Genomic DNA, 25,202 nt, shown 5'->3' on the forward strand with positions numbered 1-25,202 from the left:
ACGTGTGTGAAAGGTGCATTTGCCTATGAATATGTTCACTCGAACAAAAGATTATTCCATCCACTCATCCGAAAAGCCGGGCAATTAGTAGAAACAACCTGGGATGAGGCATATCAGTTTATTGCAGACAAGTTATCTTCAATTAGAGATACATGGGGCCAAAGTTCTATCTCCATGTTTGCCTGTGCTAGAACAACAAATGAATCCAATTACATTACTCAAAAATTCATGAGGACTGTAATTGGCAGTAATAATATCGACGGATGTAACCGTACGTGACACGCTCCGAGCGTTGCCGGTCTGGCAACTGTATTTGGAAGCGGTTTCCCAACAAATACGCTAGAGGATTTTGACCGTGCCGAAGTCTTGCTGTTAATGGGATCAAACACGACGGAGGCACATCCTATTATTGCTAACCGCATTAAAAAAGCAATCAAGAATGGTCTTAAGGTAATTGTTATTGACCCGAGAAAAATTGATATGGTTAAATTTGCTCACCGCCATCTTCAGATCAATGTCGGGACAGATATAGCGCTGATAAATGCCTTCCTTCGGGTAATTATAAAAGAAGACTTGTATAATAAAGAATTCATTGAACGATTTACAATTGATTTTGAGTCATTAATCAAACAAGTAGAGAGATACACACCTGAATATGCTGCTTCCATAACTGGCTTGAGTGCGGAGGATATTGTAACAACAGCAAGGGAATATGCAAGTTCAAGCAGTTCAATGATTGCCTATACACTGGGGATTACAGAACACCACTGTGGTGTGAATAATGTCTTTGATATAGCCAATCTTGCTTTATTGACTGGAAATATCGGCAGGCAGGGAACTGGAATTATGCCTTTACGTGGGCAAAACAATGTCCAAGGTGCAGGAGATATGGGATGTTTACCTAACCAGCTGACAGGGGCAATGAGTATAGCGAATGATGAATTCCGTACGCGTTTTGAGAAAGAATGGAAGGTTACACTAAATCCGCATGCGGGAGACACACAAACAAGAACTTTTGACCGACTCGAAAATGGTGAATTAAAGGCACTCTATATCATTGGAGAAAATCCTTTGCTAGCGGATGTTCATATGAACCATACGAAGGAATTAATGAAAAAGCTTGACTTGCTAATCGTTCAGGATATTTTCCTAACAGAAACTGCCGAAATGGCAGATGTCGTTCTTCCGGCTTGTTCTTGGGGAGAGGTGGATGGAACCTATACCAATACAGACAGAAGAATCCAAAGAGTACGTAAAGCGGTTGATCCAGGACCAAATGTAAAAGAAGATTGGGTCATTCTATGTGAGTTGTCAACGTTAATGGGATATCCAATGAACTATTCAAACAGTGAAGAAATTTGGAATGAAGTGAGAAAACTTGCTTGGGAGATGTATGGCGGTATTTCTTATGAAAGACTTGAGAAAGAATATAGTATTCATTATCCATGTCCAACAGAAGACCATCCAGGTACATTTGTTATGCATGAGAGATTTCACAATCAGGAGACTGTTGGGAAAAAGTCACCATTTGTCCCAGTTGATTTTACACCGCCTTTGGAGCTTCCAGATGATGAATATCCTTTTACACTAACGACAGGCAGACGGTACGAGTCATATAATACCCATTCGCAAACCCGTTACTATGCTTCTGGTGTAAAAGTAAAACAAACGGAAGAAACAGTTGATATTCATCCGGACGATGCCAAATCTCTAGGGATTAGTGATGGTGAAGTGGTTCAAGTTCGGTCTCGAAGAGGAGAGCTAAACGTGAAGGCGAAAATTACGGATCAAGTCGTTCCTGGGCTTGTATTCATGAGCTTCCATTGGAGTGAAACACCAACGAATGTTTTAACACTAAACGAATATGACCCGATTTCTGGAACCGCAGAATATAAAGCATGTGCGGTGGCCATTACTAAGATATAAAAAAAAGCGCGGAATCGTATTCCGCGCTTATTACTATTTTTTAAAAAAAGGCTCTGTTATTATTCATTGTTGATTTTCATGGTGGTATGGGAAATCATAGGAGGAGAAATTCCTTTTAATGTATATGAGGAAGCTCAAGAAGCTAATAAAAGTGGAGATTTTCCGCTTAACTGCTCTAAATAGGACAAAATCCAAAGGTTTGGATCATATAATAGGAAAAACTCCTCTTATATTTAAGAAAATATGGGTATTTCGCAATTCAGTCGGAATTTCTCCGCTTATTTTTCAAATCAACATTTAGTTATAACAGAACCTAAAAACAAGCCGGGGATTATCCGGCTTGCTTGACCATTTGTTTAACTGTTGTTGCTTTTCTTTGATAGTAGAAATAGTTCAGTGCGAACGCAATGACATAGAAACCAATAAAGAAATAGAATGCTGTTACAGGTGTACCTGTTGTATTAACGGACCATCCAAATAGCTTAGGGATTAGGAAAGAACCGTAGGCAGCAAATGCTGCAGAGAACCCAATTACTGGTGCTGCTTCTTTTGGTATGAAAATGGTTGGAATCATTTGGAACGTTGATCCAGAACCAATACCAGAGGCTAGGAATAATACAAGGAATGAAGCTAAGAAACCAGCAAACTGTTTTAGATTTAAGAAATAAATAACCCCTAAAGCACCAATGGCCATCGCAACAAAGACATATGCCGTTACGCGCGCACCGCCCAATTTATCTGCCATCCAGCCGCCAACAGGTCTTGCAGCAGCTGCTACTAATGCACCAAGGAATGCCAGTGAGATATATTCAGGAAACTGTGATTTCAATAATAGCGGGAAAGCCGCTGAATAACCAATAAATGAACCAAATGTTGCTACATAAAGTGCTGTCATAATCCAAGTGTGTTTTCGTTTAACAATAACAAATTGGTCTGCTACAGATTGCTTTGCACCTGGGACATTATCCATTTTGAAATAAGCTAGTACTGTCATGATTACAATGGGAATGACCCAGATAAATGCTGCATTTTGTAACCATATTTGTTGACCGTTTGCTAAAACTTGACCTTTACCAGCAAAAGCGAAAGCACCTGTTGTAACGATTAATGGTGTAACAAATTGTACAACAGAAACGCCCATATTTCCTAAACCGCCGTTAATACCTAACGCTGTACCTTTTTCTTTTTTCGGGAAGAAAAAGCTAATATTTGCTGAAGAGGAAGAGAAGTTCCCTCCACCAAGACCACAAAGTGCTGCTAACAATAACATAATCGAGAATGGTGTATCTGGATTTTGTACTGCAAATCCAATGCCAATTGCCGGTATGGCTAAGACGCCAGTCGAAATAACCGTCCAGTTTTTACCGCCTATCGAACCGACTGCAAAAGTATAAACAAAGCGAAGGGTTGCGCCCACGAGACCTGGAATTGCTGCTAATGTGAACAATTGTTCATCTGTAAAAGCGAAGCCGATATCATTTAATCTAATTGCAACAACAGACCAAATCTGCCAAACAATAAATGCAAGCATGAGAGATGGAACTGAGATCCATAAATTACGCTTTGCGTGTTTTTTTCCTTCTGAATTCCAAAATTTTTCATCCTCAGGATTCCAATAATTAATTCGTGCCATATTTATCTCTCCCCTAAATCCACATTTGTTTTTAAAGTGGATGTTCTTTGTGTTATCACTATAAAACACATGCTAACATGATTTTTGTGACGTACGTCACAAAAATAGTGAAGGAACTGTGAACTTAAGGCGAAAGTCAAAAAGTTGTAATATTTTAGACTGAATCTGCACTTTTTTTGGAAAAAAAATAGACCCTCCGAGGATGGTCTCATTTCTTTTGATCATCAACTTCATGAAACATGGCCACATAATTCTTTGTTTCACCGCTGTCATCTTTAATGGCTGTAATGGTTAACCATTCTTGATAGATTTCTTGGTTTTTTCTTTTGTTCCAAATGAACCCTTCCCAGTAGCCAGAATTGATCAAACTATCCCACATCTTTTTATAAAAAGCATTATCATGTTCTCCTGATTGAAGTACACTAGGCGTTTTCCCGACTACTTCATCCATTGTGTATCCTGTAATTTGGGTGAAAGCAGGGTTCACACTTTGGATGATACCATGTTTATCTGTAACCGTTATTCCATCAGTAGCATGATTAATAATTTTAGCAGAAATATCTTGCTTCTCACGAAAGTAAAGCCAGAGGACTAATATAGAACTTGCTAATGAAAACTCTGATAGTGACATAAATCCAATAGCATAGTGTCCAGTCCAATTAAAAAGAATGGTCAAAATGATTGGAGGGAAAAAGCCTCCAAGCCCGCCCATGGCAGAGACGATACCATTCACGATTCCAGCTTGTTTCGAAAAATATAAAGGTACTAATTTAAAAATGGTGCCATTTCCTAGTCCTGCACAAATAGCTACGAATAAACAGCCAAACGAATAAATTGGCAGAGAGGGAGTAAAGGCAAGTAGAAAACCGGCGAAAGTAAGTCCTGTGAAAACTCCCATTAAAATAAAAAATGGATTTAATTTATCCCCAAGCCAGCCGCCTATCGGCCGAAAAACAGTAGCTAATGCAATAAATCCAGCTGTACGTAGACCAGCATCTACTTTTTCTAACCCGAAATGATTTACTAAGAAAGATGGCAGATAAATTGTGAAGGCAACAAATGACCCAAAGGTAATGAAATAGAATAGACTTAAAAACCAAAGCTTTTCATTTTTATAAACTTCTTTAATTTGTTCGGTTAATGGGTTGTTAACCTTTCTCTCATTTTTATCACCAAATAAAAAATTCAAGACAGCAAAGACCAAAACGACAACAAGGAATATCTGAATGGTGGTTCTCCATCCAAATGCATCTGCTAGAACGGGCGAGGCAAAGGATGTAAGTGCTGTGCCAATATTCCCGGCACCATAGATTCCATTGATAAAGCCATGCTTTTCTTTTGGGAAATATTTAGGCAAAGAGGTAACACCGATAGAAAAAACAGCACCGCCAATACCGAGCATTAAACCTCCCAAAATTAACATAAATAAAGAGTTTGCGATACTTAGAATCCCAATCGGAAGCAATAAAATAATAAAACTAATGGTAAAAATGGTTCTAGCTCCAAACCGATTAGTCCAATATCCAATTGGAACTCTAAGTAAAGAACCAAGGATTACGGGTACGGCTGTGGCCAAGGATATTTGAGTAGAAGATAGCTTAATATCTGCTTGAATATAGGGCATGAGCGACGAAATAAGCACCCAGACCATAAAACCGGCAACAAGGCTTGTGGTTTGAAGATATAATTGTTTTGCACCTTGTGACATTCCAATCCCCCTTCATTTCCATAAGAGTAGTATTTCCAAAATAAAATGATACAACCGAAATTTCTGTCCAGATAAATGATTTTGGCAAATTTTTCTTAGTGTATTATAGAACAAATTATTATAATTAACTGTGAGTTATCACACTAAACTATTAAAATACTATTAAATTTCTTTAAAAATGGAAAATAACTCCTCATTCGTGTAATATCATACTCAAATCACAATAAAAGGAAATTATACTCCTTATCATATCAATAAGGCAGGAGGGGTTTTTTTTGAAATTTAAAGAAAAAAAAACATTTGAAGAACGGTTGGACCTGATAAGCAAACTATCTAAACAATTTAATGTAAGAGCACATAAGGTTGATATCGAGGGAAGTTTTCCATTTGAAAATATTCAAGATTTAAAAGATACCGGGTATACCTCATTAACGGTTCCTAAGAAGTATGGGGGAATTGAAATTTCTCTATATGAAATGCTCCGTTTCCAAGAAAAAATTGCTGAGGGGGATGGGGCAACGGCCCTGTCTATTGGCTGGCATATGGGGATTATTAAAAACCTCGCCGAAAAAAACGCTTGGAATGAAAATATTTTTAGAAAAATATGTGAAGACGTTTTGAATGGTTCTTTAATTAATAGTGCAGCAACAGAGCCTAGAACAGGAAGTCCAACCCGTGGGGGAAGACCTGAAACAACTGCCCATAAAGAAGGAAATCATTGGATTATTAATGGTAGAAAAACATTCACTACAATGGCACCAGTATTAGATTATTTTATAGTAAGTGCGACTTTGAAAGATAGCAGCCTGGCAGGGAACTTCCTTATTCCTAGGTCCTCTAAGGGAATTGTAATAGAAGAAACATGGGATAGTATTGCCTTAAGAGGAACAGGAAGCCATGATCTAATCTTACAAAATGTATCCATACCTGGAGATTATTTTGTAGAACAGATTGGAATAGATGGAAAGAAAGCCAGCGGATGGCTTCTACATATTCCTGCATGTTATCTAGGGATTGCAAAAGCTGCAAAAAGATATGCGATAGAATTTGCGTTAAACTATGCTCCTAATAGTGTTGAGGGTACTATCATAGATTTACCGAACGTTCGACAAAAAATAGGGGAGATGGAATTGAAGCTGATGGAATCAGAGTATTTCTTATATGCAGTTGCGAAGCAATGGGATGATTCTGATGAAGAGAAGAAAGCCGTAATGGGACCCCTTTTGGGAGCTGCAAAATTAACGGTTACGAATAACGCCATCACCATAGTGGATTTGGCAATGAGAATAGTAGGGGCAAGAAGTTTATCATTGAAAAATCCTCTGCAACGGTATTATCGGGATGTAAGAGCGGGACTTCACAACCCCCCAATGGACGATATGACCATCCAGCTCTTAGCAAACAATGCTATCAAAGGATTATGAAATCAGTGTAGTTTTTTTTGATTAATTTGGCCTCACCTTGAACATTTTAACTATAAGGGGTGAAGACAATGCCAAGAGGTAAGGAATTGAGTCAACTTCCTAAGTCTAATACCAAAATAGACGTAGGTACAAATACAAGAGAAGTCCTTGGTAAAGGTTATGATCAACAGATTAAACCTCAGCCTAAAGACATAAATAAGGAAAACGAAGACATGATATAGGAGCAAACAGGCAGGTATAAAAAAGTGCCTCCACCTTTAATAAAGGTGGAGGTATTTTATTCTTCAATCAGTTCGCCAAGTTCAACAATGGTTCGCTCTTCAAGCGGTCCTCTTAGATGGACGGTTGCTGTTCTTCCATCCTCATTTAATTGGTCAATCCAAACCGAAGCCCCATTATATTTCACTTCAATATCAGCAGAAGACGATAATATTTGCTTTACACGATTAACATTCATTTCTTTCACTCCTCTTTCATTAGTCATTATATTTTTACCTTTATGTGGGATTTAATTCATTTTAATTGTAATCGCTTTCTTCTATTATAAATAGTTCTAAAAGGATAGCTTGGATTATATTCTGTAAAAGATAAGACTAAAATCATATTGCATGCCTTAAAATTAGGGTTTATGATTACTTAGAAAAAGATTCCTTCAAAAAATAATGAAACTTAATAAACTTCTTATCGTCTTATATTAAAGGAGTTTCAATTATCCTAAGGCTGAATAAAATAAATTTTATGCCTCCATATGAAATTGACCAAGCTTTGCACAATATAATTTAACCGCTAATTTTAGTGAAATTTGACGAAAAAAATTGGATATTAATGGTAAGGGTTTTGTTTTTATTTTTTTTGAAATGTGATATAGTTATTGAGGTTCGTTTACCGAAGGTTGTTGGTAAGTGAGAGGAGAAAAAGAAATGAAAAAGATTCAACTGCCAAAAATAAAAAATAATGGATCGATTGCTTTCTTTGCAATTGCTGTTGTTTTATTCTGGCTAAAAACTTATACTGCTTATCAAATTGAATTTACACTTGGAATTGATAATAACTTACAAAAGTTTCTTTTATTCATTAACCCATTAAGTTCAGCACTGTTCTTTTTTGGTTTAGCATTACTTTTCAAGAAGCATATGAAATTAGTAATGATTATTACGAACTTTATTTTGTCGTTTTTATTGTACGCAAATATTGCTTATTACAGATTTTTCAGTGATTTTATTACGGTTCCAGTATTGATGTCGACGAAAACAAATGCAGGACAATTAGGAGATAGTGCGCTTTCTTTAATGTCTCCATTCGATTTCCTATACTTCTTGGATTTCTTTATTTTAATTATTCTTGCTGCAACTACTTTTAAAAAGGCAACGGTGGAACATAAAAGGTCATTTAAAGTGGTGTTGTTGTTCGCGGTTACTGTATTTTTATTTAATCTTGGTTTGGCTGAAAAGGATCGTCCGCAGCTTTTAAGTCGTTCTTTTGATAGGAATTACTTAGTAAAATATTTGGGCGCCTATAACTTCACCATCTACGACGTTATTCAAAACATTAAATCTTCAGGTCAACGTGCACTTGCGGATAGCAGTGATATTACGGATGTTGAAAACTACCGAAAAGCAAATTTCTCTAGCCCTAATCCTGAATATTTTGGTAAGGCCAAAGGAATGAATGTAATCTATATTGCAATGGAATCACTTCAAAGCTTCGCCATCGATTATAAAATGCCTGATGGTCAGGAAGTGACACCTTTTTTAAATTCATTAGTGCACGGAAATGAAGCTTTTTATTTTGAAAACTTCTTTCATCAAACCGGTCAAGGAAAGACATCGGACGCAGAATTTTTGATGGAAAATGGATTATACCCAATGGCTCAAGGTGCTGTATTTGTCAACAAAGCCCAAAATACCTACCATGCCATGCCGGCGATTTTAAAAGGTAATGGTTACTATTCTGCTTCGTTCCATGGAAATTATAAAACATTCTGGAACCGGAACGTTATGTATAAGGCATTAGGATACGATCAATTTTTTGATGCCGAATATTACAATATGACAGAGGAAAACACAAAGAATTATGGTTTAAAGGATAAGCCATTCTTCACGGAATCAATGCCATTACTTAAGAGCTTACCACAGCCGTTCTATACAAAGTTTTTAACCCTTTCAAATCATTTTCCATTTGAAATGGATCCAGAGGATACAGAATTCCCTGCTGGGGATACAGGTGATAAAGTGGTTGACCAGTATTTCCAAGCAGCGCATTATATGGATGAAGCGATTGAACAGTTCTTTAATGATTTAAAAGCTTCAGGTTTATATGATAATACCGTTATTGTCATGTATGGTGACCATTATGGTATTTCGGAAAATCACAACGAAGCAATGGCAAAAGTTCTCGGTGTGGAGGAAATCACACCAACGTTAAATGCAGGCTTGCAACGCGTTCCTTTATTTATTCATGTTCCAGGGGTAAAAGGTGGAGTTCAACAGCAATACGGAGGTCAGGCAGACGTTCGTTCGACAATCCTCCACTTCTTAGGAATAGATACGAAAGACTATATGGAACTTGGGTCTGACCTATTATCTCCAGATCACAGAAACTGGGCTTTATTTAGGAACGGTGACTTCGTTTCACCAGAGATTGTCCAGGTCAAAGGGAAATGCTACAGTAATGTAACAGGAGAATTACTCGAAGGGATTGAAGCATGTAAGGAAATTGCGGATAAAGCAGCTACAGAGCTTCAAATTTCAGATGAAATTGTCTATAAAGACCTTTTACGCTTCTACGAGCCGGAGGGATATACTCCAATAAATCCAAACGACTTCGAATATTTAGCTCCAAAAGCTAAAAAAGAAATAAAGGACACGGAAGATACAAGTGATACAGAAAGTACTGATTTTACTGAAGATACAAGTGAAACAGAGACTGAAACTGAGAGTATAAATTCCGCTGATTCTGTTAAAGAATAATAAATCATTACAAATTAATGAGGGGCTTTCATTAAAAATGAAGGCTTCTTTTTTTATTCGTTTTAATGAATAAATATGTAGCTTTAGAATTATGTTTATACTATAATGTATAGTAAAAAAATTGCACATTGCATGGAGTGGAGGAGATTGATATGAGAGATGTAAGGTTAATTAACATATTTGAACATCATATTGCACAAAAATACTTGAATCGATCTGGAATAGCCCATGCAATTGCTGTTGCCTATCATGCCTTTCATTTAGCGAAAGAACATCAAGTTGATATTGATACAGCGGCAAAGGCGGGGCTTCTACATGATATGGGGCATTACACATGGTATAAGAACGGAAAATGGGATTATGATTTATATAAGCAAAATGACATACATCCGATTAAAGGGGCGGAAAGAGCGCACAAGTTATTAATCCGTCTTGGTGAAAATCCAATAAAAGCAAAGACAATCGCATTAGCCATTCTTTTTCACACTGATTCTTTTTTACCATCAAACGACATTGTACGGACACCGTTGCAGCAAATTGTTAAATGGGCAGATGAAAGAGACGAAGAGGAGGGTGGAATGCACCATTATCGAAGTATTGATTATGAACGGGCAAAGCATAGTATAACTCGTTTAGATGACTGGATTGATGTGGAACTAGAAAATATGGCTAAACATGGGTGAATAAAACAAGCTGTGCTCCTGGCACAGCTTGAGATTTATGTATTTATACCCGACGGAATCCTTCTTCTTGTAAAAATCCTTCAGCTTCACCGTATGTATCGAAGCTTTCTTCAAGGTTTAGTCCAAAGTAAATATTCCAAGTATCGTTTTCATTGATTAAAATTAAATGATTTTTCTCCTCGTCGACCCAGCGTTCTTCCACCTGGTTACCGATAATCGCTTCTTCTGCAATTGACTTTTCTACAGGTAATAAAGATTCAATGGACTCTTTAATCAATATTTTCAATTCATCTGCTGAAAAATCACGAATATTAACCATTCCTTTCTCGTCTGTTTGATAGGAATGTAGATTTCCAGCATAAACAAATCCGTTTCCGTTTGGATGAAGGTGGTAAACCACATTCTTCTTGTCGGAAGCGCTGTTCGGCAGTTGGAAATTAATTCGCTTCAGTGAGACGTCTTTTCGTTCTAGTTCAGGAAATGTTTCAATTATGGATAATTTTTCATTAAAAGTAAGCATTAGTGCCTCCAATATTTTCGTAATAGTACTATCATACAGATAGTTTAACTGAAGATACAACAAATTATTTAAAAAGGCTTCAGTGCCTAAGCACTGGAGCCCCTTCTACGGATTAATATCCGCCGCCAAAAAATGCAGATCCGACAATAATTAAAAGAATAAATAAAACAACAATTAATGCAAATGTGTTGTTGTTACCGCCTTGTTGACCCATTCCGTCTCCACCTCCACAGACCGTTATCTACCTTTAATTTATGAAATAACCGCTTGGAAGGCTTGGACGAAGTTCATGGTTGTATTATTTTTTATAAAAAACGATTGTATGGACACCAATGTCATGTTACCATTATATAAATAAATAAAAACGATTTTTGGAGGAGTCTGTCACCAAGGGATAACTATGTCCCTTGGTACAGACTCCTTTTTGTAGTTCCAAAAATTGAAATTCAAAATTAATGAAAAGATTCGAGAGGTGGAATGATAGTATAAAGCTAGAATTGAGAACTAGAATTAATCTGACAACCTAATTGGTTGGTATCTCAGAAATAAGGAGGTTATGTTATGTCTGCACCACACTTAGCGATTGTAGCACCCTTGGTCCTTTCGGTTTTTATTCCAGTATTTTACAGAATATTCCGCCATATACATACAGGATGGTTTGTGCTGCCGTTACCTATTTTGTTGTTCGTCTATTTTCTCACTTTCTTACCGGAAACGATGAGGGGGAAATCATTCATTGAAAGTATGAACTGGATTCCGTCTTTAGGGATTAATTTTACAGCAAAAGTCGATGGACTTGGCCTTTTATTTGCACTTTTAATCACAGGGATTGGAGCCTTGGTTGTTCTTTATTCCATCTATTATCTAGCAAAGACTAAAGAAAAGCTCAATAACTTTTATGTATATTTACTGCTCTTTATGAGTGCGATGCTTGGAGTTGTCTTATCGGATAACTTAATTGTCATGTATGCATTTTGGGAACTGACCAGCTTTTCGTCTTTTCTTTTAATTGGTTACTGGTACGAACGAGATAAATCACGTTATGGTGCACAAAAATCAATGCTCATTACGGTATTTGGCGGGCTCGCCATGCTGGGAGGAATCATCCTTCTGTACATTATGACAGGAACTTTTAGTGTTACAGAATTGATATCTCAAGCAAATACTATTTTTCACCACGCATTATTTGTGCCTGCATTACTTTGTATTTTACTTGGTGCTTTTACAAAGTCTGCGCAATTTCCGTTCTATATTTGGCTTCCGGATGCCATGGAAGCTCCAACACCCGTGAGTGCTTACTTACACTCTGCAACAATGGTGAAGGCAGGAATTTATTTAGTAGCACGTTTTACTCCGGTGTTCGGGGATCATTTTCTATGGTTCTGGCTAGTAACAAGTATCGGGATACTTACCTTGATATGGGGTTCTATATTTGCGGTGAAACAGACCGATTTAAAGGCGATTTTAGCCTTCTCAACTGTCAGCCAATTAGGTCTGATTATGTCCTTACTTGGTGCTGGAGCAGCAGCTCTTCATTATGAATTTTTGGATGAAAATATCTATACGGTAGCTGTCACGGCGGCTATTTTCCACTTAGTTAACCATGCAACCTTTAAAGGTAGCCTATTCATGGCTGCTGGAATCATCGACCATGAAACAGGGACAAGGGATATTCGTAAATTGGGTGGTTTAATGCACTTTATGCCGATTACGTTTACGATTTCTATTATTGGTGCTTTCTCAATGGCGGGACTTCCACCATTTAACGGGTTCTTAAGTAAAGAGATGTTTTTTACAGCCATGGTGCATGTAACGGAAATGGATTTATTTAATCTTGAAACATGGGGTTTTGTATTCCCAGTGCTTGCTTGGATTGCCAGTGTCTTTACTTTTGTTTATAGCATGATACTTGTTTCTAAAACATTCACCGGTAAATATCAGCCGGAAAAACTTGATAAAAAACCACATGAAGCTCCAATGGGATTGCTAATCTCACCGGTTATACTCGTTTCACTTGTTATTATTTTCGGGTTTTTCCCAAACCTTTTATCTGATAGTCTCATCTCACCTGCTATGGCTTCGATTCTTCCAAGTCTGCTTGGGGCGGGTGATGAATTTATGGTTCACATTTCTTTCTGGCATGGACTGAATATTGAACTGCTTATGACCCTCGGTGTAGTGTGTTTAGGAATTATCCTTTATAAGACTCATTCAAAATGGAAAAAAATCTATAAAGCGATTCCAGAGAAGCTTTCTCTTAATCAATTTTATGACTTTTTAATGGAAGGAATAGAATCAGTCTCTTTTAAGATAACTAAAACCTATATGAATGGATCGATTAGGTCCTACCTCGTCTATATATTTGCATTCTTTATTGCTATCCTTGTAACTACACTAATTGGAAAGAATGCCTTTATGTTTGATACAAACAATGTATCTTCAATAGGAATTTATGAAGTTGTATTGGCTATTCTTGTGGTTTTGGGATCGATTTGTATTCTATTTGCTAAATCAAGAATGACTTCTATTATCTTGCTTGGTGCTGTTGGTTATACAGTTTCTTTATTCTATATACTGTTTAGAGCACCAGATTTAGCGTTAACTCAGCTTGTTATTGAAACGATTTCTGTCGCCTTATTCTTGGTGTGTTTCTATCATTTGCCTAAATTAAGGAAATTTGAGACTAGAATGAGGTTTAGACTTACCAATGCTCTCATTTCTGTTGGAGTAGGAGCACTTGTAACCTTAATCGCACTTTCAGCACATAGCAGTAAACTTTTTGATTCTATTTCAAAATATTACGTAGAGAATACGTATACAGAGGCTGCGGGCAAGAACATGGTAAACGTCATACTAGTTGATTTTCGCGGCTTTGATACACTTTTTGAAATCACAGTATTGGCCATTGCTTCTTTAGGAATCTTTGGCATGATCAAATTAAGATTGAATGGGAGAAAAGAAGGATGAGAAAAACGAACAATATCATACTTGAAACAGCCGTAAAAGTTCTTCTCTTCTTTATTGTCCTCTACTCAGTCTATATTTTTACAGCGGGTCATTATTATCCCGGCGGAGGGTTTATAGGAGGACTAATGACAGCAGGAGCGATTGTGCTTTTATTAATAACTTATGATATCAAAACAGTTGCGAAAATTTTACCAGTAAACTACCGGATTCTTACAGCGATTGGGCTGCTATTTGCAATTGGAACAAGTGCGGGTTCTTTGATCTTTGATGTACCATTTTTAACCCATGCATTCGGAGATGTTCACTTACCGCTCCTTGGTGAATTATCTATTCATACAGCAACACTTTTTGATTTAGGAGTGTACTTTGTTGTTGTCGGAGTGACGATGACCATTATTCAAACGATTGGAGAGGATGAATAATGGAAATTTTAATGGCAATTGTGATTGGTATTTTATTTACGACTGCTACCTATTTAATGCTTTCAAAAAGTCTGCTGCGTATCATCGTCGGCACTGGACTATTAAGCCATGGTGCCCATCTCCTTATTCTAACGATGGGTGGTTTGAAGAGGGGGTCTGCTCCTATATTAGGGGGAAATGCGGAGAGCTATACAGATCCACTGCCTCAAGCGTTAATTTTAACAGCCATTGTAATCAGCTTTGGTGTGACAGCCTTTTTCTTAGTCTTGGCTTATCGAGCCTATCAAGAGCTGGGGACAGATAATGTAGAAGAAATGAGGGGAACAGAAAAAGATGACTAATTTAATCATTTTGCCTATATTAATCCCCTTATTTACTGGGGTAGTATTAATTTTTCTAAATAAAAGAATCACAGGTCAGCGAGTTGTAGCAATTATCTCTTCTGTAAGTACAATGATTGCTGCGGGGGTCATTGTACAAAAGGTACACACCGATGGGATTCAATCGCTTAATGTAAGCAGCTGGGACGCTCCATTTGGGATTACTTTAGTTTCTGACATGTTTTCAGCGCTTCTAGTACTAACAACAAGCATTATTGCGTTTGCTTGTTTAATTTACTCCTTTAAATCGATTGGACAAGAACGTGAAAAATACTACTACTATGCTGTTTTTAACTTTTTATTAGTAGGAGTGAACGGAGCTTTTACAACAGGAGATATCTTTAACCTTTTTGTGTTTTTTGAGGTCATGCTTATGTCTTCCTATGTTTTGTTAGTTCTTGGAGGAACAAAGATACAACTAAGAGAATCAATTAAATATTTACTTGTGAATGTCATATCATCTGCATTATTTGTTGTTGCGGTTGCCTATTTATATTCTGTAGTCGGCACGTTAAATATGGCTCATATTTCTAGTCGAATCAATGAAATTAGTGTAAATGGGATGCCAGGAATATTAACAGTTATTGCAGTCTTATTTTTAATCGTTTTTGGCTTAAAGGGAGCGATTTTCCCGCTCTACTTTTGGATGCCGGGTTCCTATTACGCACCTCCAGCTCCTGTATTAGCACTTTTTGGTGCTTTATTGACAAAAGTTGGAGTTTATTCGATTACAAGAACATATACTCTTTTCTTTTATCATGATATGGATGCGTTTGGTATTCTCACCATTCTAGCGATTCTGTCCATTGTGTTCGGTGTTATTGGTGCCATTGCGTACTGGGATATCAAGAACATCATTATTTATAATATTATCATCGCTGTTGGAGTGATTCTATATGGCGTTTCTGTCTTGAACACAGCATCCCTAACAGGTGCTGTTTACTACCTGATTCACGATATGCTTATTAAAGCAGCATTATTTCTGCTCGTAGGAATTGTTATTACGATTACGGGAACGAGTAACTTAAGAAATATTAGCGGATTAATTACCCGTTATCCAGGTCTTGGCTGGACATTCTTTATTGCTGCTCTAACGCTCGCAGGAATTCCTCCTTTGAGTGGTTTTGTTGGAAAACTCCTAATTGTGCAAGGTGGATTTGAGGGTGAGAGCTTTATTGGCGGCTTCATTACATTGATGTCAAGTTTACTCGTACTTTTTTCGGTTATGAAAATTTTTATTAATGGTTTTTGGGGAAAGGACCGTACTTACGGTGGAGAGGAAAAAGCACCTGTAAAACAATTGCTTATTGCTCCTGCTATATTAGTAGCGATATCTGCTCTTTACGGAATTGGTTCCGAATTTATTTTGCCGTATATTTCTCAGGCAGCCGACACCCTGTTGAATCCTAATTTATATATTGATGCTGTCTTAAAGGAGTGAATTAGCTTTGGCATTTCAAATTTTATTGAATGTGGTGTTAGCCTTTTTATGGATGTTTATTAAGGTTTCCTACGATCCCATAAGTTTTATAAAAGGCTTTATTTTTGGACTCCTTGTCATATTTGTGCTAAGACGTTACTTCCATAGCCGTTTTTATTTATTCCGATTATGGTCCTTCATAAAGTTGACTTTTATTTTTATAAAGGAATTAATTTTGTCCAATATAGCCATTGTAAAAATTGTATTAAAACCTAAATTAGATATGAGGCCCGCTATTTTTGCAATGGACACAGTTTTAACAAAGGATTGGCAAATTACTTTACTCTCAAGTTTAATAACATTAACGCCAGGTACATTAGTCATTGATGTTTCAGAGGATAATAAAACCCTTTTTATTCATGCGATGAATATTGGGGAAGTAGAAGATGAGATTAACAGTATTAAGAATTCATTCGAAAAAGCTATTTTGGAGGTGAGCAGGTAATGATTGAGATTATTATTCGATTAGCATTGTTATTCTGCTCTCTTTCGATGCTTGGATTAATTTATCGGGTAATAAAAGGTCCTAGTGTAGCCGATAGAGTGATTGCATTAGATGCAATAGGTGTAAACCTTGTAGCGATTACAGCATTGATATCAATCGTTTTAAACTCTCATGCTTTTCTTGAAATCATACTATTAATAGGGATTCTAGCCTTTATTGGAACAGTTGCGTTTGCTAAGTATTTGGAAAAGGGGGTAATTATCGAACGTGAGCGTAATCATTGATTTCCTTATTGGATTCTTTATTTTAGTGGGAGCTCTATTTTGCCTAATTGCTACGGTTGGAGTAATTAGACTCCCTGATGTTTATACACGAAATCATGCTGCCTCAAAGGCTGCTACATTAGGGGTAATGTCTATTCTATTGGGAACTTTTCTATACTTTTATGCCTTGGAAGGTCATTTTAATTCAAGGCTAATTTTAGGAATTATCTTCCTTTTTATGACTTCCCCTATTTCAGGTCATTTAATTAACAGGGCAGCCTATAATTCAGGAGTAAAACTTTGGGATAAAAGTGTAAGAGACGACTTAAAAGAATATAATAAAAAGGTAATGGAGAAATCATCTGTTGAATAATTACAGAATAAAAATAAAAAGTGTTCCAGTTATTGCTTGGAACACTTTTTAAATAAGGGTTAGATTTGTTACATTTTTTAATGCTCTATAATCCGAACATATTCCCTAGGTTTAAATGGCTCAAATAATTTCCATTGGAAAGTAGATTCCTCCGTGTTTAAAGTCGTATTCAACGGAGTAATTTCATTATTCATTGGAACTAAATTCAAATTATTTACTTGGGATTCCATTTGATTAACTGTAAATTCCCGATGGTTATCTTGCTGTTGCTGCAGGTACCAGGCTGCTGTTAGTAAAAGTAAAAATATAGAAGAACTTACCGCAATTTTTATTTTCAATTTGTACATACACCTCCCGTTAAGGATTAGTTTGCACAAATATTGAAAAAACGAACCATCTTGTCATCCATGTGGACGACTGGATGGTTCGTTTTTTTAAGAAGCAGATTTTAGAGATTTATCTGTTGTATTGCTTCCAATTTTCTTTAATCCAACAATAAAGCGAATGGTAAAGACAAGGGCAGCTGCTATGATAAATATCCCGCAAAGGGCTCCAACTTGGTCAGAGGCTGTCCACTCTGGTAAATGCTCAGCCCATCTGCGCGGGGCACTAATTTTTCCAGCATATAAGAACGATCCAGTTAAACCGGTGAAAAAGATAAAATAGGTAACAATCGCTAACTTATCCAGGCTTTTTTCTTTCTGAGTTCCTTCGGTTTTATTGAAATAATACATAAATCCGAAAATCATTGCAACGACGCCCATCCCCATATACGTATGAAAGTGACCTGGAACCCATTTTGTATTGTGCATGATGTGGTTAATCACAATGGTTGCGTCAATGATTGCCGGTACTGCGCCAGCTACCCAGCCAAACATGGCCAAGAACATCATACTTGAAGCGAAATCCCATTTTATTGCTGAATGGTAGACAATCATTAATGCACCATAGGCTGTGACAACCATAACGGGAAGCCCATTCGCATATGAAAAAACTTGACCAATGATTAACATCCATTTTGGTACTGCGAAATCCATTAACAGATGGTGAGTATAAATCATTAACGTAAAGATAGTGGAACAGTTCCAAGCAATTAAAAAGACTTTATTCGTTTTCCAAGGACGTCCCGTATAGTTAGATAATATTTCGTAAACAGCGATGACAGCCATGTAAATCGTACAGTTTGCAAAAATATGCCCAAACGCATAGGTTAAATGTTTAGCCAGCATTGGATCCATACTAAATGCTGGATTAATAATGTTGATGAAAGAGCCAACAATCACCGTTGCACCTGCAAGAATCGCTGTAGAATTAGTGATGATTACCATTGTAGCTGCAACGACAGATGAAGGTGGGCCATACTTTTTTTTGCCTAGGATAACATCCCAGCCAAGTGACTTTAATAACCCGCCATATTCTTTTTTAAATCTCGCTGCTAAGTAAAAGTACATGAGCAGATAACCAATCCCTAATAGCAACATTCCAAATAAAAATAATAATGCACCCGTTTTACCATAGAGATTAGCTGAGTAGGCTGGCAGCGGGAATAGGAATGTCCAGCCATCAGAAAAATGAAAAACAAAAATAGCGATGAGGATGAATACAACCCCGATCAATGACAATAGTAAATTGGCAAAAAAGATTTTAGCATTTAAATGGATATATGTAGACAGGTAATACCACATGATAGCGCTTCCGCCTAATGCAGCAATTCCAATCATGCCAGTTCCATGTATGGTCATAACTTTATAAAATAATTGTGGTGAAATCTGGACAACATTACCTTGATTTAATAACATAATGACCCCAAAGATCATCATTAAAACTATAACCACAGAGGTAACCATTAGAGATATTGCAACACCTTTATTCGTAATTTTGCTGGCATTATTCATTATGGTCGTCACTTCCTTCTTTGGGTTTAACAGTGATTTCCTTCATCATAACGTGATGTCCCACACTGCAATATTCCAAACATAAAATTTTATAAGTGCCTGGTTTGTCGAACTTTATTGTCGCTGTATTCGTGTAGTGGGGCATCGCTTGTGTTTGAGCAATTAACTTTAAATCTGGATCATAAACACCAAAACCATGCGTAACATCTTTACTAGTCACCTGAAATAGAACCTCATCCCCAACTGTAAACTCTTCATCACTAAGTTCCCAAGCATATTGAAGACCTGTAACCTCAACAACTGTTGTTTTTCCTTTTGCGATGGCATGTTGATTATGATAGGGAAGCTTACTTAGTGACATTGCTGTCGCAAGCCCCATTACTGCCAGCAGCCCAAGGAAATAAAACTTTCGGATTTTGTAGCCTTTTTCTTGAATTGGACCATATTCTCTTAGTTTTCTAGATTCTCCATACACAAAGGCAAAAGCCAAGGCAAGAAGAAAAACCAGAAATAATGTAGCGTACCATGCAATAGATTGGTACATATATATCCCCCCGATAATTAATTGAACATGCAGTCCTCCAACCACATATTTCCACTACCATTTTATTCTAGTAATTGTTAAGAAAAAGTGAATTTTATCATACCCTTGCTCGTAATTTAAAAGTCTCCTTTTTTAACCATATTTCTTTACCCCCACAAATGTCCCCAATGCTGCGAATCATGTGGTAACTAAAAATATGGAGGTTAGATATGGGAACTACTATGATTGATATCGATAAGCTGCTAGAAAAAACTGCAAATCTAACATCTGAGAAAATCAAAAGTAAATTAAAAAAAATAGAAATCGATAAATTATTAGATCAAACACAGGAATGGAAATTAAATATAATTAACTAGAAAAATGTATAGGTAACCGTTAAAGCTCTCATATTCTGGGGGCTTTTTATTTTTTATAATAGTTGAAAAATTTGTCGCTTTAAAGCGGAAAAATAAATTTAGGTAATTCTATTGCTTTTACTCTAAAAAAATACTAGAATAACTTTTATAATATAATAAATTTTTAAAAAATTAAAAATGAGTTTTAGGGGGATGTAACAAATGAAAAAAGGTGTAAAGGCATTGTCTTTTGCCTTAGCTGGAATGATGTTGCTTGCTGGGTGCGGCAGCAAAGAATCAGCTGGGGGAACAGAAAAAGAAGGAGAAAAGGTATTTAAAATTGGGATATCCCAATATGCTACACATCCATCATTGGATGCAGCCACTGAAGGCTTTAAAAAGGCATTAGCAGATAAAGGCATTAAAGTTGAGTATGACGAGCAAAATGCTCAAGGTGAATCGGCCAATGTTCAAACAATCTCTAATAATTTTGTCGGTGATAAAGTCGATCTTATTTTTGCAAATGCGACTCCAAGTGCTACTGGCGCATTAAATGCAACGAAGGAAATCCCAATTATTTTTACATCTGTAACAGACCCTGTGGGTGCTGAATTAGTGAAGGCATTTGATCAGCCGGGTGAAAATATCACTGGTACAACTGACAATCATCCTGATGGAACAGCAAAAACGATAAATTTTATTACTGAAGAGGTTAAAGCAAAAGAAATTGGTGTTATCTATAATTCTGGTGAACAAAATTCTATCGTTCAAGTGGAAGAAGTAAAAAAGTTAGCTGAAGATAAAGGTGCTAAGCTTGTAGAAGTGTCTGTCTCTACATCTGCTGAAGTAAAGCAGGCTGCTGAATCCTTAGTTGGTCGTGTTGACGCTATCTATATTCCAACAGATAATACGGTAGTTTCTGCTCTTGAGTCTGTTATTTCGGTTGCAAACAGCAAAAAAATCCCTCTATTCGTGGGTGAGTTAGATTCAATGAAAAAAGGTGCAGTTGCTGCGAGCGGATTTGAATATTTCGATATTGGATATCAATCAGGTTTAATGGCTGCTGAAATTTTAAGCGGAAATAAGAAACCTTCTGAAATCCCAGTAGAATTACCAAGCAGTTTAACACTTGTTATTAATAAAAAAGCTGCAGAAGCACAAGGGCTAGAAGTGAAAGAGGAATGGAAAGACCTTGGTGAGTTTTACGAAGGTGAATAATAATTCTTTGTAATGCTGGGAGTCAGCCGTTAATATGGTTGACTCCTTCATCACTCCATTAAAGAATTTATACAATTAGAACAAAGACTTAAAGAAAGGATGATCTCAATGTTTATAGCCATATTTGGATCATTTGAAGCAGGTATCATCTACGCGATTATGGCACTGGGCGTCTATCTTTCCTTTCGTATTCTGGATTTTCCGGATTTAACGGTGGATGGGAGTTTTGTAACAGGTGCAGCTTTGTCAGCAGTTTTGATAGCTGGCGGGGTGAACCCGTTTTTAGCTACGATATTAGCACTATTTGCAGGGTTTGCAGCAGGTTGTATAACAGGACTGTTACATACCTTTGGAAAAATTAATAATTTGCTTTCAGGTATTTTAATGATGATTGCCTTATATTCTATTAATCTTAGAATAATGGGAAGATCAAACATTCCCTTGTTAAATACAGAAACTTCATTCACACAAATCGGTGGGATTTTCGAAAATTTGGGAGTAGATTCTTTTTTAAATGGTTTGCTAACGATGGTTGGTCTTGGAGACAGCCTTCCAGATACATGGGGCATTTTAATTTTTATGATTATCGTTACCTTTGTGATTAAATGGCTTACGGATTTATTTTTACAGACGGAAATTGGTCTTGCTGTTAGAGCAACTGGTAACAATAAACAAATGATTCGCAGTTTTTCTGCTAATACGAATCTCCTTACCATTCTAGGACTCGGGTTATCCAATGCTCTGGTTGCATTTTCCGGCGCATTAATTGCACAGCAAGGTGGATTTGCGGATGTAGGTATGGGTATCGGGATGATTGTAATTGGTTTAGCCTCTGTTATCATCGGTGAAGCCTTGTTTGGTACGAAATCGATTGCGCGTGCTACTCTTGCGGTTATCGGAGGTTCCATTATCTATCGTATTGTGGTTACTCTTGCATTAAGGGTGGAATTCCTAGATCCTGGTGATATGAAGGTGATAACAGCATTAATTGTCATCATCGCCTTAACCGCACCAAAAATGATTGATCACTCTAAAGAGAAAAAGCGGAAAGCACGGAGAAGACAAGAAAAGCTGAACATGTTACAAGCATCGGCTGAGCGAAAGGGTGAGAACCATGCTTGAATTAAATCAGATTCATAAGATATTTAATGAAGGTACCCCCGATGAAAAAATTGCTATTGATCATATTAATCTGACCTTAAAACCAGGTGATTTTGTTACGGTTATTGGAAGTAACGGTGCTGGGAAATCAACACTAATGAATATTATTTCAGGGGTACTAGTACCCGATGTTGGTGAAATCCAAATTGGCGGTAAAAATGTAACCACCATGTCAGAGTATAAACGATCGAAAATGATTGGACGGGTATTTCAGGATCCAATGGCAGGAACTGCTCCTAGCATGACGATCGAGGAAAACTTGGCAATGGCCTATTCTCGAAATAAAACGAGAACCTCCAGGAGAGGCGTCACGAAAAAAAGACGTGATTACTTTCGGGAAGTGCTTGAATCATTGCACCTTGGATTAGAAAACCGGTTAAGTGCTAAGGTTGGATTGTTATCCGGTGGAGAACGACAAGCATTATCACTGTTAATGGCAACCTTTACTGAACCCTCAATTTTATTGCTTGATGAGCACACGGCTGCACTGGACCCATCAAGAGCGGAATTAATAACTAATCTAACGCGTGAGATTGTTGGGAAATATCAGCTTACGACGTTAATGGTAACACATAATATGCAGCAAGCGATTGATCTTGGAAATCGCTTAATTATGATGGATAAAGGTCAAATCATTTTAGAAGTAGACGCTGAAGATAAGAAAAACCTTACTATTGAGGGATTATTAGAGGAATTTAAACGCATTCGCGGAGTGCAAATGGCCAGCGACCGTGCCGTTTTGTCCTAAAACTTTTGAGAAACAGCCTTTTTTAGGGTTGTTTCTTTTTTTGTTTTATCAGTAAAGTGGAGAGGTTTCACTTGCCCGAAAAAGACAAAGAGGTGGAGTTGGGTAAAGTGGAGAGGTTTCACTTGCCCGAAAAAGACAAAGAGGCAGGCGTTGGGTAAAGTGGAGTGGGGAAATCACCAGACCTTCTTCGTTACACAAAAGCGTTACTGCTTTACCCCCTGCTCTTGATGGGACACGTTAGTATCACTTAATATATATTCTGAATATTATTAATTAAAAGATAATAGGAGGAATATAAATGAAAGAAAAACGCTTAAAAGCCGAAGAACTTGTAAACGATTTTTTTCCTGTTAGGGATGTCGACTATATCGAAATTTTCACAGGTAATGCGAAGCAAGCCTGTCATTTTTTCTGTACAGCATTCGGGTTTAAGCCGGTAGCTTACTCAGGTCTTGAAACGGGAAATCGTGAAACCGTTTCCTTTGTCCTCCAGCAAAGAAATATCCGTTTAGTCCTCACAGGATCCTATAAAGAAGATACTCGTACGGCTCAATTTGTAAAAAATCATGGTGACGGTGTTAAAGATGTTGCACTACTAGTTGATGATGTTGATAAGGCATATAGTGCTGCAGTAGAGCGTGGCGGCATTGCCCTCGTACCTCCGTTTGAGTTAAAGGATGAGAAGGGGACCATTAAAAAAGCCGTTCTCGGTACATATGGAGATACTATCCATACGTTAGTAGAACGCAAGAATTACCAAGGTGTTTTTATGCCTGGCTATCAGCCATATTCCGTTTACCTTCCGATTGAGGATGCAGGATTAATTGGTATTGATCATGTGGTCGGTAATGTGGAGCGTATGGAAGAATGGGTAGAATATTATTCTAAAGTAATGGGATTCGTAGAGATGAAGCATTTTACAGATAAGGATATTACGACCGAGTATTCCGCGTTAATGTCGAAGGTTATGCATAATGGAGGCAGAATCAAGTTCCCAATTAACGAACCTGCTGAAGGGAAACGCAAATCACAAATTCAAGAGTATTTAGAATTCTATAATGGTCCTGGTGTTCAGCACCTCGCGATTCTAACGGAGGATATTGTCTCAACTGTATCCACCTTGAAAAAGAATGGAGTGGAGTTTTTAAATACACCAAGCACCTATTACGAGGATTTAGGGCAGCGAATTGGCAAAATTGATGAAGAAATTGAGAAGCTGCGTGAATTAAATATTTTAGTTGATCGTGATGATGAAGGCTACTTGCTGCAAATATTCACTAAGCCAATCGTCGATAGACCTACATTATTCATCGAAATCATTCAGCGTAAAGGTGCACGAGGATTTGGTGAAGGAAACTTTAAGGCATTATTTGAATCAATTGAAAGAGAACAAGCCCTAAGAGGAAACTTATAAGGGGCAGGAGTACGTACAGAAAGAAAAAAGGGAGAGGCTTCTCCCTTTTTTCAAGAGTTTAAAGGAAAGAGGTGTGAACAATGGAAGTGTCACCAGACTTACTTGAATGGAGAGACGCTTATAAGCTGCTAATTGGCTCTATTTTGCCACGTCCGATAGCGTTTGTGTCAACCGTGGATGAGAACGGAAACGCCAATGCTGCACCTTTTAGTTTCTTTACTGCCATCTGCGCCGATCCTATGCTCGTCTGTTTTTCACCAATGAGAAGAGGGAGGGATGGGGCAAAAAAAGATACACTCGTGAATATAGAAAAAACAAAGCAATTTGTCATCAATATCGTCAGTGAAAACATGGCGAAGCAGATGAATGATTGTGCCATAGAATTTCCGCCTGAAGTGGATGAGCTGGACGTAGCAGGTTTAACTAAAGAACCTAGTCTAAAAGTGATGGTCCCTCGCATAAAAGAATCACTTGTACATTTGGAGTGTGAGCTCTATCAGGTGTTGGATTTTGGTGACAAGCCAGGCGCAGGGAGTTTAGTAATTGGTAAAGTTTTGAATATACAAGTTGAGGATGAATTAATTCAGAATGGGAGAATTGATACAGCAAAACTACAGCCTATTGGCAGAATGGCAGGGAATACGTATACCAATCCATTAGGAAAAACGTTCGATATAATTAGGAAATAGGAAAC

General features: G+C 37.3%; 25 protein-coding genes and 1 pseudogene. 18 read left to right on the top strand and 8 right to left on the bottom strand.

Annotated elements, in window-relative coordinates; translation table 11 throughout:
• Positions 1-6: 6 nt before the first annotated feature.
• Positions 7-1,926, top strand: a complete 1,920-nt coding sequence (gene fdhF, locus ACN6MT_RS15110; RefSeq protein ID WP_419956447.1) for a formate dehydrogenase subunit alpha — start codon at positions 7-9, stop codon at positions 1,924-1,926.
• A gap of 331 nt (positions 1,927-2,257) precedes the next feature.
• Here fdhF and ACN6MT_RS15115 read toward each other — a convergent pair whose 3' ends face one another.
• Both ACN6MT_RS15115 and ACN6MT_RS15120 read right to left on the bottom strand, forming a co-directional pair.
• Positions 2,258-3,559, bottom strand: a complete 1,302-nt coding sequence (locus ACN6MT_RS15115; protein ID WP_063253074.1) for an MFS transporter — start codon at positions 3,557-3,559, stop codon at positions 2,258-2,260.
• A 208-nt stretch (positions 3,560-3,767) separates the two neighbouring features.
• Positions 3,768-5,267, bottom strand: a complete 1,500-nt coding sequence (locus ACN6MT_RS15120) for an MFS transporter (protein WP_419886900.1) — start codon at positions 5,265-5,267, stop codon at positions 3,768-3,770.
• Between the two features lie 275 nt (positions 5,268-5,542).
• Here ACN6MT_RS15120 and ACN6MT_RS15125 point away from each other — a divergent pair, with 275 nt between their 5' ends.
• Both ACN6MT_RS15125 and ACN6MT_RS15130 read left to right on the top strand, forming a co-directional pair.
• Positions 5,543-6,691 (top strand): acyl-CoA dehydrogenase family protein, encoded by a 1,149-nt coding sequence (locus ACN6MT_RS15125; protein ID WP_419886901.1) that lies wholly within the window; start codon positions 5,543-5,545, stop codon positions 6,689-6,691.
• 68 nt (positions 6,692-6,759) lie between these two features.
• The gene (locus ACN6MT_RS15130; RefSeq protein ID WP_419886902.1) at positions 6,760-6,912 is read left to right on the top strand and encodes a hypothetical protein; all 153 of its coding nucleotides are present in this window, start codon (positions 6,760-6,762) and stop codon (positions 6,910-6,912) included.
• A gap of 56 nt (positions 6,913-6,968) precedes the next feature.
• On the opposite strand, the gene ACN6MT_RS15135 is transcribed toward ACN6MT_RS15130, so the two are convergent.
• Positions 6,969-7,148, bottom strand: a complete 180-nt coding sequence (locus tag ACN6MT_RS15135) for an H-type small acid-soluble spore protein (RefSeq protein WP_063253077.1) — start codon at positions 7,146-7,148, stop codon at positions 6,969-6,971.
• A gap of 463 nt (positions 7,149-7,611) precedes the next feature.
• Between ACN6MT_RS15135 and ACN6MT_RS15140 the strand changes: the two are divergent.
• Together ACN6MT_RS15140 and ACN6MT_RS15145 are read left to right on the top strand one after the other, a co-directional pair.
• A pseudogene (locus ACN6MT_RS15140) lies at positions 7,612-9,564 on the top strand (LTA synthase family protein); the annotation flags it as partial.
• Positions 9,565-9,812: 248 nt separating this feature from the next.
• Positions 9,813-10,343 carry an HD domain-containing protein gene (locus ACN6MT_RS15145; RefSeq protein ID WP_419886903.1) on the top strand — a complete coding sequence of 177 codons (531 nt, stop codon included), beginning with the start codon at positions 9,813-9,815 and terminating at the stop codon, positions 10,341-10,343.
• Between the two features lie 43 nt (positions 10,344-10,386).
• Here ACN6MT_RS15145 and ACN6MT_RS15150 read toward each other — a convergent pair whose 3' ends face one another.
• Both ACN6MT_RS15150 and ACN6MT_RS15155 read right to left on the bottom strand, forming a co-directional pair.
• Complete coding sequence (locus ACN6MT_RS15150; RefSeq protein ID WP_419886904.1) at positions 10,387-10,863, bottom strand: hypothetical protein; 477 nt, start codon at positions 10,861-10,863, stop codon at positions 10,387-10,389.
• A gap of 112 nt (positions 10,864-10,975) precedes the next feature.
• Positions 10,976-11,077 carry a YjcZ family sporulation protein gene (locus tag ACN6MT_RS15155; protein WP_082799474.1) on the bottom strand — a complete coding sequence of 34 codons (102 nt, stop codon included), beginning with the start codon at positions 11,075-11,077 and terminating at the stop codon, positions 10,976-10,978.
• A 347-nt stretch (positions 11,078-11,424) separates the two neighbouring features.
• Between ACN6MT_RS15155 and ACN6MT_RS15160 the strand changes: the two genes are divergently transcribed.
• From ACN6MT_RS15160 to mnhG, 7 genes are read left to right on the top strand one after another with little or no spacing between them, the layout of a single operon-like run.
• Complete coding sequence (locus ACN6MT_RS15160; RefSeq protein ID WP_419886905.1) at positions 11,425-13,830, top strand: Na+/H+ antiporter subunit A; 2,406 nt, start codon at positions 11,425-11,427, stop codon at positions 13,828-13,830.
• Positions 13,827-14,252: a Na(+)/H(+) antiporter subunit B gene (locus tag ACN6MT_RS15165; RefSeq protein ID WP_419886906.1), complete on the top strand. Its 426-nt coding sequence runs from the start codon at positions 13,827-13,829 to the stop codon at positions 14,250-14,252. Before ACN6MT_RS15160 ends, ACN6MT_RS15165 begins: the two co-directional genes overlap by 4 nt.
• Entirely contained in the window at positions 14,252-14,593 is a 342-nt protein-coding gene (locus ACN6MT_RS15170) for a Na(+)/H(+) antiporter subunit C (RefSeq protein WP_419886907.1), read from the top strand. The genes ACN6MT_RS15165 and ACN6MT_RS15170 overlap by 1 nt, the downstream gene beginning before the upstream one ends.
• Positions 14,586-16,073, top strand: a complete 1,488-nt coding sequence (locus tag ACN6MT_RS15175) for a Na+/H+ antiporter subunit D (protein ID WP_419886908.1) — start codon at positions 14,586-14,588, stop codon at positions 16,071-16,073. The genes ACN6MT_RS15170 and ACN6MT_RS15175 overlap by 8 nt, the downstream gene beginning before the upstream one ends.
• A gap of 7 nt (positions 16,074-16,080) precedes the next feature.
• A complete protein-coding gene (locus ACN6MT_RS15180; RefSeq protein WP_419886909.1) occupies positions 16,081-16,557 on the top strand; it encodes a Na+/H+ antiporter subunit E in 477 nt (158 codons plus the stop codon).
• On the top strand, positions 16,557-16,841 hold the full coding sequence (locus ACN6MT_RS15185) for a Na(+)/H(+) antiporter subunit F1 (protein ID WP_419886910.1): 285 nt from the start codon (positions 16,557-16,559) through the stop codon (positions 16,839-16,841). Before ACN6MT_RS15180 ends, ACN6MT_RS15185 begins: the two co-directional genes overlap by 1 nt.
• Positions 16,825-17,193, top strand: coding sequence for a monovalent cation/H(+) antiporter subunit G (gene mnhG, locus ACN6MT_RS15190; RefSeq protein ID WP_063253086.1), 369 nt, complete (start codon positions 16,825-16,827; stop codon positions 17,191-17,193). The genes ACN6MT_RS15185 and mnhG overlap by 17 nt, the downstream gene beginning before the upstream one ends.
• 77 nt (positions 17,194-17,270) lie before the next feature.
• Here mnhG and ACN6MT_RS15195 read toward each other — a convergent pair whose 3' ends face one another.
• From ACN6MT_RS15195 to ACN6MT_RS15205, 3 genes are all read right to left on the bottom strand, one after another.
• Positions 17,271-17,540 (bottom strand): hypothetical protein, encoded by a 270-nt coding sequence (locus ACN6MT_RS15195; protein ID WP_419886911.1) that lies wholly within the window; start codon positions 17,538-17,540, stop codon positions 17,271-17,273.
• Positions 17,541-17,627: 87 nt separating this feature from the next.
• Positions 17,628-19,088: a cbb3-type cytochrome c oxidase subunit I gene (locus ACN6MT_RS15200; RefSeq protein ID WP_419886912.1), complete on the bottom strand. Its 1,461-nt coding sequence runs from the start codon at positions 19,086-19,088 to the stop codon at positions 17,628-17,630.
• Positions 19,081-19,632 (bottom strand): cytochrome c oxidase subunit II, encoded by a 552-nt coding sequence (locus ACN6MT_RS15205; protein WP_419886913.1) that lies wholly within the window; start codon positions 19,630-19,632, stop codon positions 19,081-19,083. The genes ACN6MT_RS15200 and ACN6MT_RS15205 overlap by 8 nt, the downstream gene beginning before the upstream one ends.
• Before the next feature lie 209 nt (positions 19,633-19,841).
• On the opposite strand from ACN6MT_RS15205, the gene ACN6MT_RS15210 reads away from it, so the two are divergent.
• From ACN6MT_RS15210 to ACN6MT_RS15235, 6 genes are all read left to right on the top strand, one after another.
• On the top strand, positions 19,842-19,988 hold the full coding sequence (locus tag ACN6MT_RS15210) for a hypothetical protein (RefSeq protein WP_157411757.1): 147 nt from the start codon (positions 19,842-19,844) through the stop codon (positions 19,986-19,988).
• A gap of 201 nt (positions 19,989-20,189) precedes the next feature.
• Positions 20,190-21,185: an ABC transporter substrate-binding protein gene (locus ACN6MT_RS15215; RefSeq protein ID WP_034675948.1), complete on the top strand. Its 996-nt coding sequence runs from the start codon at positions 20,190-20,192 to the stop codon at positions 21,183-21,185.
• 108 nt (positions 21,186-21,293) lie between these two features.
• Positions 21,294-22,307 carry an ABC transporter permease gene (locus ACN6MT_RS15220; RefSeq protein WP_034675945.1) on the top strand — a complete coding sequence of 338 codons (1,014 nt, stop codon included), beginning with the start codon at positions 21,294-21,296 and terminating at the stop codon, positions 22,305-22,307.
• Positions 22,300-23,094 (top strand): ABC transporter ATP-binding protein, encoded by a 795-nt coding sequence (locus ACN6MT_RS15225; RefSeq protein WP_419886914.1) that lies wholly within the window; start codon positions 22,300-22,302, stop codon positions 23,092-23,094. Before ACN6MT_RS15220 ends, ACN6MT_RS15225 begins: the two co-directional genes overlap by 8 nt.
• Before the next feature lie 298 nt (positions 23,095-23,392).
• The gene (gene hppD / locus ACN6MT_RS15230; RefSeq protein ID WP_419886915.1) at positions 23,393-24,508 is read left to right on the top strand and encodes a 4-hydroxyphenylpyruvate dioxygenase; all 1,116 of its coding nucleotides are present in this window, start codon (positions 23,393-23,395) and stop codon (positions 24,506-24,508) included.
• Positions 24,509-24,588: 80 nt separating this feature from the next.
• Positions 24,589-25,197 (top strand): flavin reductase family protein, encoded by a 609-nt coding sequence (locus ACN6MT_RS15235; protein ID WP_419886916.1) that lies wholly within the window; start codon positions 24,589-24,591, stop codon positions 25,195-25,197.
• The last annotated feature ends 5 nt before the right edge of the window (positions 25,198-25,202 follow it).

The organism is Neobacillus niacini, assembly GCF_048572935.1.
GTDB lineage: Bacteria > Bacillota > Bacilli > Bacillales > Cytobacillaceae > Neobacillus > Neobacillus niacini.